Origin of the sequence: Geodermatophilus sp. CPCC 206100 (assembly GCF_048569675.1) — a bacterium.
In the GTDB taxonomy this organism is placed as follows: Bacteria; Actinomycetota; Actinomycetes; order Mycobacteriales; family Geodermatophilaceae; genus Geodermatophilus.
Genome location: NZ_JAQISV010000010.1, coordinates 1 through 15,809, shown reverse-complemented (window position 1 = coordinate 15,809; position 15,809 = coordinate 1). Strand labels below are relative to the sequence as shown.

Sequence of the window (15,809 nt, the reverse complement as noted above, 5' to 3'; positions counted from 1 at the left end):
CCTCCGGTCTGGGGTCGGGACGGACGGGCTCAGCCGAGCCGGCGGGCCCCCGGGGACGGCACGACCGCGAAGGTCCGCGGCGCGCCGAATCCCGCCTGCGCGAAACGATCCGCGATCATCCTGGCGACCCCGCTGGTCGACCGCACGTCGACGAGCACGATCGCGCTGCCGCCGAAGCCGCCGCCCACCATGCGCGCCCCGGCGGCGCCGGCCTCCAGCGCGGTCGCCACGCAGGTGTCCAGTTCGGGCGTGGAGATCTGGAAGTCGTCGCGCAGGGACGCGTGACCCGCGGTCAGCACCGGCCCGATGGCCGCCGGACCGTCGCTGCCGCGCAGCACCCGGACGACGTCGAGCACGCGGGCGTTCTCGGTGACGATGTGCCGCGCCCGGCGCAGCAGCACCGCGCCCTCCGCCGTGCCGTCGTCGAGGACGGCGAGCGCGGCGACGTCCGGCACGTCGCGCAGCGCCGGCACGCCGAGACGGGCGGCGGCCTCCTCGCACTCGCGGCGGCGGTCCCCGTAGCCCCCGGTGGCGTGGTCGTGCGTGGTCCCGGTGTCGACGACGAGCAGCTCCAGCCCGGCGGCGGCCAGGTCGAAGGGCACCTGCTCGGCGGACCGGTCGCGGGTGTCGAGGAACAGCGCGTGGCCGGCGGTGCACAGCATCGACGCCGACTGGTCGAGGATCCCGGTCGGCGCCCCGACGAAGTCGTTCTCCGCCCGCCGGGCGACGTCGACCAGGTCGGCCGGGCCGAGGTCGGGCGCGGCGAGGTCGCGCAGCGCGAGGGCCACGGCGCACTCCAGCGCCGCCGACGAGGACAGCCCGGCCCCCGAGGGGACGTCGCCGTCGACGAGCACGCTCACCCCGCCGGGCACCCGGTCACGCAGCTCGTGCACGACGCCCGCGGGGTACCCCGCCCAGCCCCCCGGGCGGCCGGGGGCGAGCTCGGCGACGGGCACCTCCACCCGGTCGCCGGGGTGCTGCGCCGAGACCAGCGCCACGAGGCCGTCGTCCCGCCGGGCCACCGCGGCCCGGGTGGTGTGCGGCAGGGCCACCGGCAGCACGAAGCCGTCGTTGTAGTCGGTGTGCTCCCCGATCACGTTGACCCGCCCGGGAGCGGCCCACACGCCCTCGGGCTGGGTGCCGAACGCCTCGACGAACGCCTGCCGGGCCCGGTCGGCGGCGCTCAACGAACGGCCCGGAGCTGCTCGGCGACGTCCTCGGGGGTGGTGTCGCTGATGAACGCGCCCATCCCCGACTCCGAGCCGGCCAGGTACTTGAGCTTGCCCGGGGCCCGCCGCAGCGAGAACAGCTGCAGGTGCAACCACCAGTCGTCGCGGCCGCGGCCCACCGGCGCCTGGTTCCACGCGGCGATGTAGGGCATCGGGGTGTCGAAGCGGCGGGCGAACCGGCCGAGGACGTCGAGGTAGACCTCCGCCAGCGCGGTCCGCTCGGCGTCGTCGAGGGCCGGCAGGTCGGGCACCCGGCGGTGCGGGAAGAGCTGCAGCTCGTAGGGCCAGCGCGCGGCCGCCGGGACGAACGCCGTCCAGTGCTCGTTGGCCGCGACCACCCGCGGACCGGACCGCTCGGCGGCCAGCACGTCGGCGAACAGGTCGCCGCCGGTCTGCCGCCGGTGCCGCTCCACCGAGGCGAGCACCTTCTCCACCCGCGGGGTCACGAACGGATAGGCGTAGATCTGCCCGTGCGGGTGGGACAGGGTCACCCCGATCTCCTCGCCGGAGTTCTCGAAGACGAAGACCTGCTCCACCCCGGCGATGCCCGACAGCTCCGCGGTCCGCTCGGCCCAGACGTCGACGACCAGCCGGGCCCGCTCGGGGCCCAGGGTGGCGAAGGACCGCTCGTGCTCGCTGGTGAAGACGACGACCTCGCACCGGCCGAAGCCCGGTCGCAGCTCGGTCAGCGGCGCGCCGGGGGCGGTCGGCGGCACGTCGCGCTCGACCGCCGTGGCCAGCGACGGGAAGCGGTTCTCGAAGACGACGACCTGGTAGTCGGCCTCGGGGATCTCGGTGGGCTCGCGGTCCGGGCGGGCCGGGCACAGCGGGCACTGGTCGGCCGGCGGCAGGAACGTGCGGGTCTGGCGGTGCGAGGCCAGGACGACCCACTCGCCGAGCAGTGGGTCCCACCGCAGCTGGGAGCGGGTGCTCACCGGCGGGAGGTCGCGCGGGTCCTCCGCCGTCCGCGGCGCGGCGGTGTCGCCCGCGTCGAAGTAGAGGACCTCCCGGCCATCGGCCAACCGACGACTCGTCCGGATCACGTCGGACCTCCCGTCTCTCCCTGACACGGCGAGAGCCCCCGGCCGGCTGGCCGGGGGCTCTCACCCGCTGTAGCCCCGAAGGGATTCGAACCCTCGCTACCGCCGTGAGAGGGCGGCGTCCTGGGCCGCTAGACGACGGGGCCGTACACGGTCATCCTGCCACGCCCCCTTGCGGCGCGGCGCATGGGGGGCGGGGACGACGAGAGCCCCCGGTCGATGACCGGGGGCTCTCGCGTGGGCGTAGCCCCGAAGGGATTCGAACCCTCGCTACCGCCGTGAGAGGGCGGCGTCCTGGGCCGCTAGACGACGGGGCCGTGCGGTGGTGCTGAGGAACCAGGCTTCCTCGCTGGGGTACCAGGACTCGAACCTAGACTAACGGAACCAGAAACCGTCGGGCTGCCAATTACCCCATACCCCAAGGGCCGTGCTGCGCCTCGCGGCGCCGGTCAACACCATACCCGACGTCCTCGGGCCCGGTCGGCACCCCCCGGGGTGACGGTGGTCGCAGGTCCCGCGCCGCGCTGTGGGTCTCCGGCCGCAGCCGCGGGCCGGAGCGGGCCACGAGGAACACGTAGGCGCCCATCGCGAGCAGGTCGATGGCCACGACCAGCAGCCCCGTGCCTTCCGGCACCGAGTCGCTGGTCACCCCCTCCCCCAGCCCGCCGGCCAGCAGGAAGACCAGCACGTTGTTGACCGCGTGCAGCACGATCGCCGCCTCCAGGCCCCCGGTCAGCCAGACGACGGCGGAGGCGGCGAGCCCGAAGGCGAACCGGTCCAGGAAGGTCCAGAAGTCCGGCGGGACGTGCGCCGCGGAGAACAGCGCGGCGGTGAGGACCCCGGCGACGACCGCGCCGGCCCGCGGAGCGCGGATCCAGCCCGCGACCGCCTGGCTGAGGTACCCGCGGAAGACGTACTCCTCGGCCGCCGACTGCAGCGGCGTGGTGAGGACGACGACCAGCACCAGCCAGACGTAGGACGACGACGGCCCCTCGACGTCCCCGCCCTCGAGCAGGAAGCCGAACAGGACGCTGAGCAGGATGCCGACGCCCAGCGTGGGCAGGGACAGCAGCGTGTACGGCAGGAACAGCCGCCAGCGCAGCCGCGCCAGCACCGACGACGACCAGCCCCGTGCCATCCCGTGGGCGGCCACCCACGCCAGCCAGACGATCGGGATGGCCACGATCAGCGACGCGTTGGTGATCAGCAGGACGGCCGGGTCCACCAGGTCGAGGAACTGCAGGTCCGGGAAGGCGCCGGTGAGGAACGCGACGAGGACGACGACGGTCGCGGCGACGGTGTAGACGACGGTGATCAGCAACAGCCCGAGCAGCGGGCGCCACCAGCGCCAGTCGCGCGAGCGCATGGCCTGCAGGTAGCCGACCGGCTCGTCGTGCGGCGGGGTGCCCGGGGGCGGCGCCCAGCGGACGCCCCGGTCCGGCGCCGGGGCCGGCGGCCCCGGCCGCCAGTCGAGCAGCGCCCGCTGCCAGGGCGGCAGGTGGGCCGGGTACGGCCCGTACGGGCCGGGCGCGTACGCCCCAGGCGGGTACGGGCCGGGCGGGTACGGCGGGTACGGCGGGTACGGCCCCGGCGGCCCCGCCGGGTGCGTGTGCGGCCCGGCCTGCAGCGGCACCGGCCCGAGCGGCCAGGCCACCGGCCCCGCCCACGCACCGGTCGCCGGCAGGGAGTGGACCCCGTGCAGCGCCCCCGGGACGACCGGCGGCGCCGCGTAGGGACCGGTCGGCGGCGGACCGGTGTAGGGCTCGTCGTCGGCCGGCTCCGGCCAGCCGGACGGCACGGTGCCGGTCATGAGGGTCCGGTCACCCGGCGACGGTCGCCCGGGCCGCGGCGAGGCGGGCCAGCGTCCGCTCCCGGCCGAGCAGCTCGATCGACTCGTACAGCGGCGGGGAGACCGTCCGCCCGCTCACGGCGACGCGCACCGGTCCGAAGGCCTGCCGGGGCTTGCGGCCCAGGCCCTCGACCAGCGCCTGCTTGAGCGCGCCCTCGATGTCGGGGGTGGTCCAGGCCGGCAGGTCGCGCAGCGCCGTGGTGGCCGCGTCGAGCACCTCGGCGGCCTCGGGCCCGGCCAGCTGCTTGGCCGCGGCCGCCGGCTCGATCTCCACCTCCTCGACGAAGAGGAACCGCAGCAGGCCGACCGCCTCCGACAGCACGACCATCCGCTCCTGCGCCAGCGGCGCGATCGCGCGCAGCACCCGGTCCTGCTCGGGTGCCGGCGGGTCGCTGACCAGGCCGGCGCGGGCGAGGAACGGCACCACGCGGGACACGAAGTCCTCGACCGGCAGCGCGCGCAGGTGGGTGGCGTTGATCGCCTCGGCCTTCTTGAGGTCGAAGCGGGCCGGGTTGGCGCTCACCCGGGTGACGTCGAAGGCCTCGACCATCTCGGCCATGGAGAAGATGTCGCGGTCCTCGGCGATCGACCAGCCCAGCAGCGCCAGGTAGTTGGCGAAGCCCTCCGGCACGAAGCCGCGCTCGCGGTACACGTCGACGTTGGACTGCGGATCCCGCTTGGACAGCTTCTTGCTGCCCTCCCCCGTCACGTACGGCAGGTGGCCGAAGCGCGGGGTGCCCGACGCGACGCCGATGTCGGTCAGCGCGGCGTACAGCGCCAGCTGGCGGGGCGTGGAGGGCAGCAGGTCCTCCCCCCGCAACACGTCGGTGACCTGCATGAGCGCGTCGTCCACCGGGTTGACGAACGGGTACAGCGGAACGCCGGTGCCGCGGACGAGCACGAAGTCCGGGACCGACCCGGCGCCGAAGCGCACCTCGCCGCGCACCAGGTCGGTCCAGACGAGGTCCTCGTCGGGCATGCGCAGCCGCAGCACCGGCGCGCGCCCCTCGTCCCGGAACGCCGCCTTCTGCGCCTCGCTCAGGTCGCGGTCGGCGTTGTCGTAGCCGAGCTTGGGGTCCTGGCCCGCGGCCAGCCGGCGCGCCTCGACCTCCTCGTTGGTGGAGAAGGACTCGTAGGCGTGCCCGGCGGTCACCAGGCGGGCCGCCACGTCGCGGTAGACCTCGTGCCGCTCCGACTGCCGGTAGGGCCCGTGCGGGCCGCCGACCTCGGGGCCCTCGTCCCAGTCCAGCCCGAGCCAGCGCAGGCTGTCCAGCAGGTGGCGGTAGGACTCCTCGGAGTCGCGGGAGGCGTCGGTGTCCTCGATGCGGAAGACGAACGTGCCGCCGGTGTGCCGGGCGTGCGCCCAGTTGAACAGCGCCGTCCGCAGCAGCCCGACGTGGACCGTGCCCGTCGGTGACGGGCAGAACCGGGTGCGGACGCCGGTGGGAGCGGGCGGGCCGGCGGTCACGACAGGCCCCCGGCGGTCGAGGTCGAGTCGGCGCCGGTGACGGTGTTGGCCAGGGTGCCCAGGCCCTCGACGGTGACCTCCACCCGCTGGCCCGGCCGGATCGGCCCGACGCCCGAGGGCGTGCCGGTCAGCACGACGTCACCGGGCAGCAGGGTCATGACCTGCGAGATGTGGGAGATCAGGGTCGGGACGTCGAACAGCAGCTGGCTGGTGCGGCCGGACTGGCGCAGCTCGCCGTCCACGGTGCAGGTGATCTCGAGGTCGGCGGGGTCCTTGCCGAGCCCGGCGAGGTCGGTCTCGATCCAGGGGCCGAGCGGGCAGAACGAGTCGAAGCCCTTGGCGCGGGTCCACTGCCCGTCGCTCTTCTGCATGTCCCGCTCGGTGACGTCGTTGCCGATCGTGTAGCCGAAGACGCTTGACAGCGCCTGCGCCGGGCTGACGTGCCGGGCGCCGCGGGCGCCGATGACGACGGCCAGCTCGGCCTCGTGGTGCACGTTCGTGCTGCCCGGCGGGATGCGGATGGCGTCGCCGGGGCCGATGACCGACGTCGAGGGCTTGAGGAACAGCAGCGGCTCCGCGGGCGCCTCGCCGGTCTTCATCTCCGCGATGTGCGCGGCGTAGTTCTTGCCGACGCACACCACCTTGCTCGGCAGGATCGGCGACAGGAGCCGGACGTCGGCCTGCGCGTGGCGCTGGCCGGTGAAGGAGATGGTGCCGAACGGGTGGCCCTCGATCTGGGCCACCTGGCCGTCCCCGTCGAGGACACCGAAGGACATGCCCGAGGGCGAGGCGAAACGGACGATGCGCACGGGTCGAGGCTACTGACCCGCCGCCCCGCCGCCGCGCCCGCGCCGCGACGGCCCTACGGTCGGGCCATGGCGTGCCGGCTCAGCGAGATCGTCGTCGACTGCCGCGAGCCCGAGGCGCTGGCCGCCTGGTGGGCCGAGGTCCTGGGGTACCGCGTGCTCTCCCGCGACGAGGGCGAGGTGGAGATCGGCCCGGAGGCCGGGTTCGGCGGTCCGGCGCCGACCCTGGTCTTCGGGCGAGTCGCCGACCCGAGCCCCGGCAAGCCGCGGTGGCACATCGACGTGAACCCCACCGACCGGGACCAGGACGCCGAGCTGGAGCGGCTGCTGGCGCTGGGCGCCACGCCGGCCGACGTCGGCCAGACCGGCGACGAGCAGTGGCACGTGCTCGCCGACCCCGAGGGCAACCCGTTCTGCCTGCTCCGCCGCCGGCTCGACCCATGACACCGTCGTCCTCCCGGACGACACCGCGGCCAGGAGCAGTCCCCGGCTCTGCGGAGCCCGTCCGGCCGCCCCTCGCGGAGCCCTCCGGGCCCCACTCGGAACGACCCAGGGAGAGACCGTGATCCTGATCGTCATCAAGTTCCCCGTCCGCCCGGACAGCATCGAGCAGTTCCGCGCCCAGGCCGACGAGTACGCCCGCGCGGTGAACGCCGAGGAGGGCAGCCTGTTCTTCGAGTGGTCCCGCAGCGTCGAGGACCCGAACACCTTCGTCTGCATCGAGGGCTTCCGGGACTCCGACGCCGGCGCCTCGCACATCGCCACCCCGCACGCCCAGGCCGCCTTCGACTGGATGTCGGACCTGGTCGCCGAGCAGCCGCAGATCATCTACATCGACGCCCCCGAGGTCAGCGGCTTCGGCCCGATGGGCGAGGTGACGCCGCGACGATGACCGCCCGGACGGCGCGGCCGCGTTGACCGGCCGCGCCCCCGGCGCGACAGTGACCGCGTGAACCGGGCCCTGGCGGTGCTGACCTGCGTCGCGCTGCTCACCGTCGCGGCGGAGGCCACCGACGACGTCCACCCGTGGCTGGCGGTCGCGCTGGCGTCGACGTACGCGGCGCACTCCCTTCTCGCGCTCCCGTGGCTGACCCGGCAGCCCGCGCCGCGCCGGTACTGGCTGACCGCCGGGCACGTGTGCCTGCAGCTGCCGCTCGGCGTGGTCATGTTCGGTGCGGCCGAGGCCGGGGTCGGGGCGACGCTGCTGCTGCTGGTGCTGGTCGCGCAGTGCGTGCTGCTCCTGCCCCTGCCCGCCGCGGCGGTGGTGACGGCGGTCGTGCCGCTGGTGCACCTGGGCATGGGGTGGGCCGACTTCGCCCGCAACGCGCTGGGCCTGCTGGGCGCCGCCGTCTTCACCGCCGTCGTCACCGCCCTGCTGCAGCAGGCGCTGCGGGCCCGGGGCGAGCTGGCCGAGGCCAACGAGCTGCTGCGCGGGCTCGCCGCCCAGGCCGAGGAGCTGGCCACCACGCGGGAGCGCAACCGGTTGGCCCGCGACATCCACGACGGTCTGGGCCACCACCTCACCGTCGTGCAGATGCAGGTCCAGGCCGCCCGGGCGGTGCTGCCGACCGATCCCGGCCGGGCCGACGAGGTGCTGGCCAAGGCCCAGCACCAGGCGAGCGAGGCGCTGGCCGAGGTCCGGCGGTCGGTCGCCGCGCTGCGCGACCCGGCGTCCGCCCCGCCCCTGCGGACGGCCCTGGAGGCGCTGACCGCGGAGGTGTCCGCCGCGGGCCTGCCGGCCACCCTGGAGGTGGTCGGGCCGGCCCGCCGCCTGCCCGCCGAGTCGGAGGAGTCGCTGTTCCGCTCGGCCCAGGAGGGGCTGACCAACGTCCGCAAGCACGCCGGGGCCACCTGCGCCCGGGTGACGCTCACCTACGCCGGCGACGGCACCGTGCGGCTCGCCGTCCGCGACGACGGCCGCGGCGTGGTGGCACCCCAGGACACCGGCGGGGAGCAGGCCTCCTTCGGGCTGCTCGGCCTGCGCGAGCGCGCGGCCCGGGTGGGCGGGCGCGTGACCGTGGAGTCCGCTCCGGGGTCCGGCACGGCGCTGCTGGTCGAGGTGCCCGGGTGAGCGCGGTCCGGGTGCTGGTCGTCGACGACCAGGCGCTGTTCCGGGAGGCCCTGGTCACCCTGCTGGGGTCGCGCCCCGAGATGGCGGTGGTCGGGGAGGCCGGCGACGGCGCCCAGGCGCTCGACCGCGCGGCCGCGCTGCAGCCCGACGTCGTCCTCATGGACCTGCACATGCCCGTGCTGGACGGGATCGCCGCCACCCGGCGGCTGCGGGTCGAGCAGCCCGACGTCCGCGTGCTGGCGCTGACGACGTTCGACGACGACGAGGACGTGTTCGCCGCGCTGCGGGCCGGCGCGGTCGGCTACCTGCTCAAGGACGTCTCCTCCGACCGGCTGGTCGAGGCGGTGCTGTCCGCCGTCCGCGGGGAGTCGGTGCTCCAGCCGTCGGTCGCGGCCAAGGTGGTCGCCCGGTTCGCGCAGCTGGACGACGCGCCGCGGCCGCGCCCCCAGCCGCTGGTCGAGCCCCTGTCCGCGCGCGAGCTCGACGTCCTGCGGCTGCTGGCCGACGGGCGCAGCAACCGGGAGATCGCCGCGGCGCTCTTCCTCGCGGAGGGCACGGTCAAGAACCACGTCACCAACGTGCTCGGCAAGCTCGGCGCGCGGGACCGCACCCAGGCGGCCCTGCGGGCACGGGCCTTGGACCTGGTCTGAGCGGGCGTCGTGCCGGGTCGTGACCCCCGAGCATGACCTCCGGCACGTGGCACGGACGCCGCGGCGCCCGACGCTCCCCGCATGACGACGACGCAGCACTCCGAGCACCGCACCGCCTCCCGCCGCCGGCACGTCTGGCACTTCGTCCGCCACTACCTGGAGATGGTCGTGGCCATGGTGGTCGGGATGGTGGTGCTCGGCCCGGTCGAGGAGCTGGTGTGGCCCGGGCTCGACGACCGCCTCGACGTCCACGTGCTCGTCATGGCGACCAACATGGCGATCGGCATGGGCGCGTGGATGCGCTTCCGCGGCCACTCGTGGCGGGCGGTCACCGAGATGTCGGCAGCGATGTACCTGCCGTTCGCCGTGCTGCTGGTGCCCTACTGGGCCGGCGCGGTCTCCGGCGGGCTGGTCATGACCGCCGGCCACGTCGCGATGCTGCCGCTGATGGCGCTGGCGATGCTCCTGCGTCCCGCCGAGTACGCGCACTGACACCGTCGGCCCGGCCGACACCGCGGCCACGTGCCGTCCCCGGCCTGCGCCGAGCCCACCCCGTGGATCGGTCGGGAGCCCTCCGGGCCCCACGACCGGTCCACGTCAGCGCGCGCGGTGGCGGACGGCGTAGGTCAACGCGTCGACCAGCGCGTGCCAGGAGGCCTCGACGATGTTGTCGTGCACCCCGACGGTGGTCCACTCCCCCACGCCGTCGGTCGTGTCGATCAGCACCCGCGTCGTGGCGCTGGTGCCGCCCTTCCAGCCGAGGATGCGCACCTTGAAGTCGGCCAGGGAGACCTCGGCCAGCTCGGGATAGCGGCCGGACAGCGCCGCCCGGAGGGCGTTGTCGAGGGCGTTGACCGGCCCGTTGCCCTCCCCGGTGCTGATGATGCGCTCGCCGTCGACGTGCACCTTGACGGTGGCCTCGCTGACCACGACGCCGTTGCTCCAGTGCTCGACGGAGGTCTTGTAGCTCTCCAGCTCGAACAGCGGGGACGGCGCGTCGGGCAGCTGGGCGCGCAGCAGCAGCTCGAAGGAGGCGTCGGCGGCCTCGAACGACCAGCCGTCGGCCTCGAGCACCTTGACCTGGTCGACCACCCGGCCGATGGCGTCGGCCTGCCCGTCCAGGTCGACCCCGAGCTCGCGGCCCTTGAGCTCGACCGAGGCCCGGCCGGCCATCTCGGTGACGAGGATGCGCATGTCGTTGCCGACCACGGCCGGGTCGAGGTGGTTGTAGAGCTCGGGGCTGACCTTGATCGCGCTGGCGTGCAGGCCGGCCTTGTGCGCGAACGCCGAGACGCCCACGTAGGGCTGGTGGTCGTCGGGCGCGATGTTGGCCAGCTCGGCGATGGCGTGGCTGACCCGCTGCAGCTCGGGGAGGCACTCGGCCGGCACCACGGGCAGCTCCATCTTGGTGACCAGGTTCGCGATCAGCACGAAGGTGTCGGCGTTGCCGGCCCGCTCGCCGTAGCCGTTCGCCGTCCCCTGGACGTGAGTGACGCCGGCCTCGACGGCGGCCAGGCTGTTGGCCACGGCGCACCCGGTGTCGTCCTGGCAGTGGATGCCGAGCCGGCCGCTGGTCCGCGACCGGACCTCGGCGACCACTCGGCCGACGTCCATCGGCAGCATCCCGCCGTTGGTGTCGCACAGGACCCCGACCTCGGCCCCGGCGGCGAACGCGGCCTCGAGCACGCGGACGCCGTAGTCCCGGTCGGCCCGGTAGCCGTCGAAGAAGTGCTCGCAGTCGAGGAACACCCGCCGGCCGGCGCCGACGAGGAAGCCGACGGTGTCGGCCACCATCGCGAGGTTCTCCTCGAGCGTCGTCCGCAGGGCGTCGCGGACGTGCCGGACGTCGGACTTCGCGACCAGGCACACGACCGGGGTCTCCGCGTCGAGCAAGGCGCGCACCTGGGCGTCGTCCTCGACCGGGACGCCGGCCTTGCGGGTGGCGCCGAAGGCGACCAGCTGGGCGTGCCGGAGCTTGAGCTCGGACCGGGCGCGGGCGAAGAACTCGGTGTCCTTGGGCATCGCGCCGGGCCAGCCACCCTCGATGAAGCCGACGCCGACCTCGTCCAGCAGGCGGGCGACGGCCAGCTTGTCGGCGACGGAGTAGCTGACGCCCTCACGCTGGGCGCCGTCACGCAGGGTGGTGTCGAAGACGTGGAAGTCGGTGTCCACTGGAGCGCTCCTGGGGCGAGACGAGAACGGGCCCGAACACGAAAAAGACCCCCCGGGTACGGGAGGTCTGCGCGCAGTCGGGAGAGGGTGACTGCGCGCTAGTCGAGAATGATCGAGCCGGTGCGGTACATCACGTGCGAGTAAAGCACACCGCACCGGCACCACCGCGGCCCCTCTGGAGGGTCCCTCCACGGCGGGAGCAGAGGGGTCCTCCGTCAGCCGCTGGCGAGGGCCGCGAGCCGGTCCCCGACCTCCTGGGTGCGGATCGTCGCCTGCGGGTCGCGGGTGGACAGGTCGAAGGCGACCGCGGCGTTGACCTTCTTGGCCTGATCGGTGCGCCCGAGGTGCTCGAGCAGCAGGCCCACCGAGAGGACCGTCGCCGTCGGGTCGGCGGTGCCCCGGCCGGCGATGTCGGGAGCCGAGCCGTGCACCGGCTCGAACATGCTCGGGTTGGTGCCCGACGCGTCGAGGTTGCCGCTGGCGGCGAGGCCGATGCCCCCGGTGACCGCGGCGGCCACGTCGGTGACGATGTCGCCGAACAGGTTGTCGGTGACGATGACGTCGTAGCGGCCGGGGTCGGTGATGAAGAACATCGTGGCGGCGTCGACGTGCTGGTAGGCGACGGTGACCTCGGGGAACTCGGCCGCCACCTCCTCCACGACCCGCGACCACAGCGACCCGGCGTGGGTGAGCACGTTGGTCTTGTGGATCAGCGTGAGGTGCCGGCGCGGCCGCGCCAGGGCCCGCTCGAAGGCATAGCGGACGACCCGCTCGACGCCGAAGGCGGTGTTGAGGCTGACCTCGGTGGCGATCTCCTGCGGGGTGTCCTTGCGCAGGACCCCGCCGTTGCCGACGTAGGGCCCCTCGGTGCCCTCGCGCACGCACAGCATGTCGATGGGACCGGGATCGGCCAGCGGGCTGCGGACGCCGTCGAACAGCCGCGCCGGGCGCAGGTTCACGTGGTGGTCGAGCTCGAAGCGCAGCCGCAGCAGCAGCCCCCGCTCCAGGATGCCCGGCGGGACGCTGGGGTCGCCGATCGCACCGAGCAGGATCGCGTCGTGCTGGCGCAGCTCGTCGAGCACCGTGTCCGGCAGCAGTTCCCCGGTGCGCTGCCACCGCAGGGCGCCGAGGTCGTACGGGGTGGGCTCCAGGTCGGGGGCCACCTCGCGGAGGACCTTGAGGCCCTCGTCGACCACCTCGGGGCCGATGCCGTCTCCAGGGATCACTGCCAGGCGCATGGGTGCAGACCCTAGGTCAGCGCGGGGTGAGGTCCGCCGAGCGGGCCTCGCGCGCGCCGATCCGGCCGGCGATGTCGCCGAGCAGCTCGGCGGGCACCGGGCTGTCGACCGTGACGGCCATGAGCGCCTCCCCGCCGCGGGTGGTCCGGCTGACCTGCGCTCCGGCGATGTTCACCCCGGCCTCCCCCAGCGCCGCGCCCACGATGCCGACCACGCCGGGCCGGTCGGTGTAGACGAAGAAGATCAGGTGACCGGAGGCGTCGAGGTCCATGTCGAAGCCGTTGACCTCGACCAGCTTGGGCACCTGGTTCTTGCCGAACAGCGTTCCCGAGACGGTCAGCTCCGTGCCGTCGGCCATCGCGCCGCGGACCCGGATGAGGTTGCGGTAGTCCGGGCTCTCCGGGTCGCTGGTCAGCGCGACGTCCAGGCCGCGCTGCTCGGCGAACAGCGGCGCGTTGACGTAGCTGACCTGCTCCTCGACGACGTCGGAGAAGACGCCCGTGAGGACCGCGAGCTGGAGGACCGAGTCGTCGAACTCGGCGATCTGGCCGCGCACCTCGACGGTCACCGACTGGGCCAGCCCCTCGGCGACCGCGGTGAACACCCGGCCCAGCTTCTCGGCCAGGGGCAGGCTCGGGCGCACCTGTTCGGCCACCACCCCGCCCGCCTGGACGTTCACCGCGTCGGGCACGAACTCGCCCTTGAGCGCCAGGCGCACCGAGTGGGCGACCGCGGTGCCGGCCTTGTCCTGCGCCTCGGTGGTGGAGGCGCCCAGGTGCGGCGTGACGACGGTGGTGGGCAGGCCGAACAGCGGGCTGTCCGTGCAGGGCTCGGTGGCGTACACGTCGACGCCGGCGGCACCCACCTGACCCGAGCGCAGCGCGTCGGCCAGCGCGGCCTCGTCGACCAGGCCACCGCGCGCGGCGTTGACGACGATCACGCCGGGCTTGGTGGTGGCCAGCTCCGCGGCGCCGATCAGCCCGATGGTCTCCGGCGTCTTCGGCAGGTGGACGGTGATGAAGTCGGCCTCCCGGAGCAGCTCCTCCAGCGACACCATCCGGACGCCGAGCTGCGCGGCCCGGCCCGGCTGGATGTAGGGGTCGTAGGCGATCAGGACGACCCCGAAGGCGGCCATGCGCTGCGCGACGAGCTGGCCGATCCGGCCCAGGCCGACCACGCCGACCACCTTGTCGCTGACCTCGACGCCGGTGAACGCCGAGCGCCGCCAGGCGCCCTGGCGCAGCGCCGCGTCGGCGGCCGGGATGTGGCGGGCGGCGGCCAGCAGCAGCGCCACGGCGTGCTCGGCGGCGCTGACGATGTTGGCGGTGGGGGCGTTGACCACCATGACGCCGCGCTCGGTGGCGGCGGCGACGTCCACGTTGTCCAGTCCGATCCCCGCCCGGGCGACCACCTTCAGCTGCGGTGCGGCGGCGAGGGCCTCCGCGTCGATCTGCGTGGCGCTGCGGATCATGACCGCCGACGCCTCCGCCAGGGCCGGCAGCAGCGCCGCCCGGTCGGCACCGTCGACGTGCCGGATCTCGACCTCGCCGCCGAGCACCTCCAGCACGCTCGGGGCGAGCTCTTCGGCGATCAGGACGACGGGCGGGCTCGTGGTCACGGGTGACGAGCGTAGGGACGAAGTCGCCTCCCGGCCCCCGCCGGCCCTCCCGCTCCTGTCCGTGCAGGGACGACCGCGCTGCGACACCCCCCGCCGAAGGGGTGGTCGTGCTTGCCCGGGTGTGGTCCGGCCGACATCCTGGCCGCGCAGAGTCGGCACAGCCGGCGCCGACGGAGGAGATCATGAGCACCCAGGACAACGAGCCCGGCGCCACGGCCGGCTCGCAGTACGGCCAGCAGCCGCAGTACGGCCAGCAGGGGTACGGCCAGCAGGGGTACGGCCAGCAGGGCGGACAGCACGGCGGCGACGAGCCCGGCCAGCAGTACGGCCAGCCGCAGCAGCCCTACGGCCAGCAGTACCCGCCCGCGGCGTACGGCCAGGGCCAGCCCTACGGCCAGCAGGCGGGCTATCCGCAGCAGTACGGCGACCCGTACGGCCAGCAGGGCTACGCCCAGCAGTACGGCCAGTACGGGCAGTACGGCCAGTCGGCGGTGCCGGCGAAGCCCGGCGGCGTCATCACCGCGGCGGTGCTCGGCTTCGTCTTCGGCGCCATCGGGGTCCTCTTCAGCCTCGCGTTCATCTTCGCGGGTGCTGTCTTCGGCGGGGCCGGAGATGACACCGAGATCCCCGGCTTCGGGGAGTTCACCGGCGCCGCGGCTGGCATCGCGCTGGTCTTGGGGCTCCTGGCTCTCGCCTGGACCGTCACGATGATCTGGGGCTCGGTCTGGGCCCTGACCGGCCGCAGCCGGGTCATGCTGCTGGTCGGCGGGTCGATCGCCACGGCCGTCACCCTGATCGGGCTGATCGGCAACCTCAGCGACGCCGACACGGCCGGCGCCGGCGGCATCATCACCAGCCTGCTGTTCTTCCTGGCCGCGCTGGCGATCGTCGTCCTGCTGGTCGTGAAGCCCGCCGCGGCCTTCTTCGCCGCCCACCGCGCCCGCCGCGGTCGCTGACCGGTCCGGTCCGGGGGCGCCGCGCGCGGCCCCGGACCGGCCTCGCCCCCACCCCGCCGCTCGTTCCCACGGCGGGACCCCGTTCCAGGAGGAAGCCGCCCCATGTCCGGCCCCAGCGGTCCCGAGCACCACTCCGCCCAGGGAGGTGGCCCCGAGGACCAGCCCGGCTGGGGCGCGCCGCCGCCCCCGCCGGGCTACGCCCCGGCGCCGAACTGGTCCGACGCGCCGGCCGGGTACGGCGCTCCGGCCGGCCAGCGCCCCCCGCAGGTGCTGACCGCCGCCGTCCTCGGCTTCGTCGTCGCGTTCTTCGCGCTGATCGGCGCCCTGGGCCTGTTCGCCCTCGCGACGATCTTCGCGCTGTTCGCGATCTTCGGGGTGCTCTACCTGGCGATCGCCGTGATGAACATCTGGGGCGGGGTCCAGGCGCTGAGCGGCAGGGGCAGCACCGTCCTGAAGACCGGCGGCCTGGTCACCGCGGGGCTGGCGTTGCTCGGCCTGATCACCTCGCTGACCCAGGGCGAGTTCAGCTCCTGGTCGATCGTGCTCATCGCGGCCGGCGTCGGGATCTTCTTCCTGCTCAACCAGCCGGCCTCCCAGCAGTACTTCGCCGCCCGCGGCGCCCGCTGACGGACACCCGACGACACAGAGCCCCCGCTGCCCGGCCGCGGCGGGGGGGCTGGCGTCCCCCCCCTGGTGGGGGGGGGGGTCCCCG

Annotated in this window: 15 protein-coding genes and 3 tRNA genes; 7 read left to right on the top strand and 11 right to left on the bottom strand. The window is 74.5% G+C overall.

What is annotated here, in order from left to right:
- Positions 1 to 29: 29 nt before the first annotated feature.
- The 8 genes from galK to PGN05_RS05410 all read right to left on the bottom strand — a co-directional run bounded on the left by galK (position 30) and on the right by PGN05_RS05410 (position 6,395).
- Positions 30 to 1,187: a galactokinase gene (gene galK / locus PGN05_RS05445; protein WP_419751510.1), complete on the bottom strand. Its 1,158-nt coding sequence runs from the start codon at positions 1,185 to 1,187 to the stop codon at positions 30 to 32.
- Positions 1,184 to 2,251: a galactose-1-phosphate uridylyltransferase gene (gene galT / locus PGN05_RS05440; RefSeq protein ID WP_419751509.1), complete on the bottom strand. Its 1,068-nt coding sequence runs from the start codon at positions 2,249 to 2,251 to the stop codon at positions 1,184 to 1,186. Before galT ends, galK begins: the two co-directional genes overlap by 4 nt.
- A gap of 91 nt (positions 2,252 to 2,342) precedes the next feature.
- Positions 2,343 to 2,415, bottom strand: a tRNA-Glu gene (locus PGN05_RS05435).
- Positions 2,416 to 2,513: 98 nt separating this feature from the next.
- Positions 2,514 to 2,586: transfer RNA gene (locus tag PGN05_RS05430), tRNA-Glu, on the bottom strand.
- A 32-nt stretch (positions 2,587 to 2,618) separates the two neighbouring features.
- Positions 2,619 to 2,690 (bottom strand) — tRNA-Gln (locus PGN05_RS05425).
- Positions 2,676 to 4,079 (bottom strand): CPBP family intramembrane glutamic endopeptidase, encoded by a 1,404-nt coding sequence (locus tag PGN05_RS05420; protein WP_419751508.1) that lies wholly within the window; start codon positions 4,077 to 4,079, stop codon positions 2,676 to 2,678. The genes PGN05_RS05425 and PGN05_RS05420 overlap by 15 nt, the downstream gene beginning before the upstream one ends.
- A gap of 10 nt (positions 4,080 to 4,089) precedes the next feature.
- Positions 4,090 to 5,586, bottom strand: a complete 1,497-nt coding sequence (gene gltX / locus PGN05_RS05415) for a glutamate--tRNA ligase (RefSeq protein ID WP_419751507.1) — start codon at positions 5,584 to 5,586, stop codon at positions 4,090 to 4,092.
- Positions 5,583 to 6,395 carry a fumarylacetoacetate hydrolase family protein gene (locus tag PGN05_RS05410; RefSeq protein ID WP_419751506.1) on the bottom strand — a complete coding sequence of 271 codons (813 nt, stop codon included), beginning with the start codon at positions 6,393 to 6,395 and terminating at the stop codon, positions 5,583 to 5,585. Before PGN05_RS05410 ends, gltX begins: the two co-directional genes overlap by 4 nt.
- 66 nt (positions 6,396 to 6,461) lie before the next feature.
- On the opposite strand from PGN05_RS05410, the gene PGN05_RS05405 reads away from it, so the two are divergent.
- From PGN05_RS05405 to PGN05_RS05385, 5 genes are all read left to right on the top strand, one after another.
- Complete coding sequence (locus PGN05_RS05405) at positions 6,462 to 6,836, top strand: VOC family protein (protein ID WP_419751505.1); 375 nt, start codon at positions 6,462 to 6,464, stop codon at positions 6,834 to 6,836.
- 118 nt (positions 6,837 to 6,954) lie between these two features.
- Complete coding sequence (locus PGN05_RS05400; protein WP_419751504.1) at positions 6,955 to 7,284, top strand: putative quinol monooxygenase; 330 nt, start codon at positions 6,955 to 6,957, stop codon at positions 7,282 to 7,284.
- A gap of 57 nt (positions 7,285 to 7,341) precedes the next feature.
- Positions 7,342 to 8,463 carry a sensor histidine kinase gene (locus PGN05_RS05395; protein WP_419751503.1) on the top strand — a complete coding sequence of 374 codons (1,122 nt, stop codon included), beginning with the start codon at positions 7,342 to 7,344 and terminating at the stop codon, positions 8,461 to 8,463.
- On the top strand, positions 8,460 to 9,113 hold the full coding sequence (locus PGN05_RS05390) for a response regulator (protein ID WP_419751502.1): 654 nt from the start codon (positions 8,460 to 8,462) through the stop codon (positions 9,111 to 9,113). Before PGN05_RS05395 ends, PGN05_RS05390 begins: the two co-directional genes overlap by 4 nt.
- An 81-nt stretch (positions 9,114 to 9,194) precedes the next feature.
- Positions 9,195 to 9,605 carry a hypothetical protein gene (locus tag PGN05_RS05385; RefSeq protein ID WP_419751501.1) on the top strand — a complete coding sequence of 137 codons (411 nt, stop codon included), beginning with the start codon at positions 9,195 to 9,197 and terminating at the stop codon, positions 9,603 to 9,605.
- A gap of 105 nt (positions 9,606 to 9,710) precedes the next feature.
- On the opposite strand, the gene cimA is transcribed toward PGN05_RS05385, so the two are convergent.
- From cimA to serA, 3 genes are all read right to left on the bottom strand, one after another.
- A complete protein-coding gene (gene cimA, locus PGN05_RS05380) occupies positions 9,711 to 11,285 on the bottom strand; it encodes a citramalate synthase (protein ID WP_419751500.1) in 1,575 nt (524 codons plus the stop codon).
- A 215-nt stretch (positions 11,286 to 11,500) separates the two neighbouring features.
- The gene (locus tag PGN05_RS05375) at positions 11,501 to 12,523 is read right to left on the bottom strand and encodes a 3-isopropylmalate dehydrogenase (protein ID WP_419751499.1); all 1,023 of its coding nucleotides are present in this window, start codon (positions 12,521 to 12,523) and stop codon (positions 11,501 to 11,503) included.
- A 16-nt stretch (positions 12,524 to 12,539) separates the two neighbouring features.
- On the bottom strand, positions 12,540 to 14,141 hold the full coding sequence (serA, locus tag PGN05_RS05370; protein ID WP_419751498.1) for a phosphoglycerate dehydrogenase: 1,602 nt from the start codon (positions 14,139 to 14,141) through the stop codon (positions 12,540 to 12,542).
- A gap of 182 nt (positions 14,142 to 14,323) precedes the next feature.
- Here serA and PGN05_RS05365 point away from each other — a divergent pair, with 182 nt between their 5' ends.
- Both PGN05_RS05365 and PGN05_RS05360 read left to right on the top strand, forming a co-directional pair.
- Positions 14,324 to 15,097, top strand: coding sequence for a hypothetical protein (locus tag PGN05_RS05365; RefSeq protein ID WP_419751497.1), 774 nt, complete (start codon positions 14,324 to 14,326; stop codon positions 15,095 to 15,097).
- Positions 15,098 to 15,199: 102 nt separating this feature from the next.
- The gene (locus PGN05_RS05360; RefSeq protein WP_419751496.1) at positions 15,200 to 15,724 is read left to right on the top strand and encodes a hypothetical protein; all 525 of its coding nucleotides are present in this window, start codon (positions 15,200 to 15,202) and stop codon (positions 15,722 to 15,724) included.
- Positions 15,725 to 15,809: the final 85 nt, after the last annotated feature.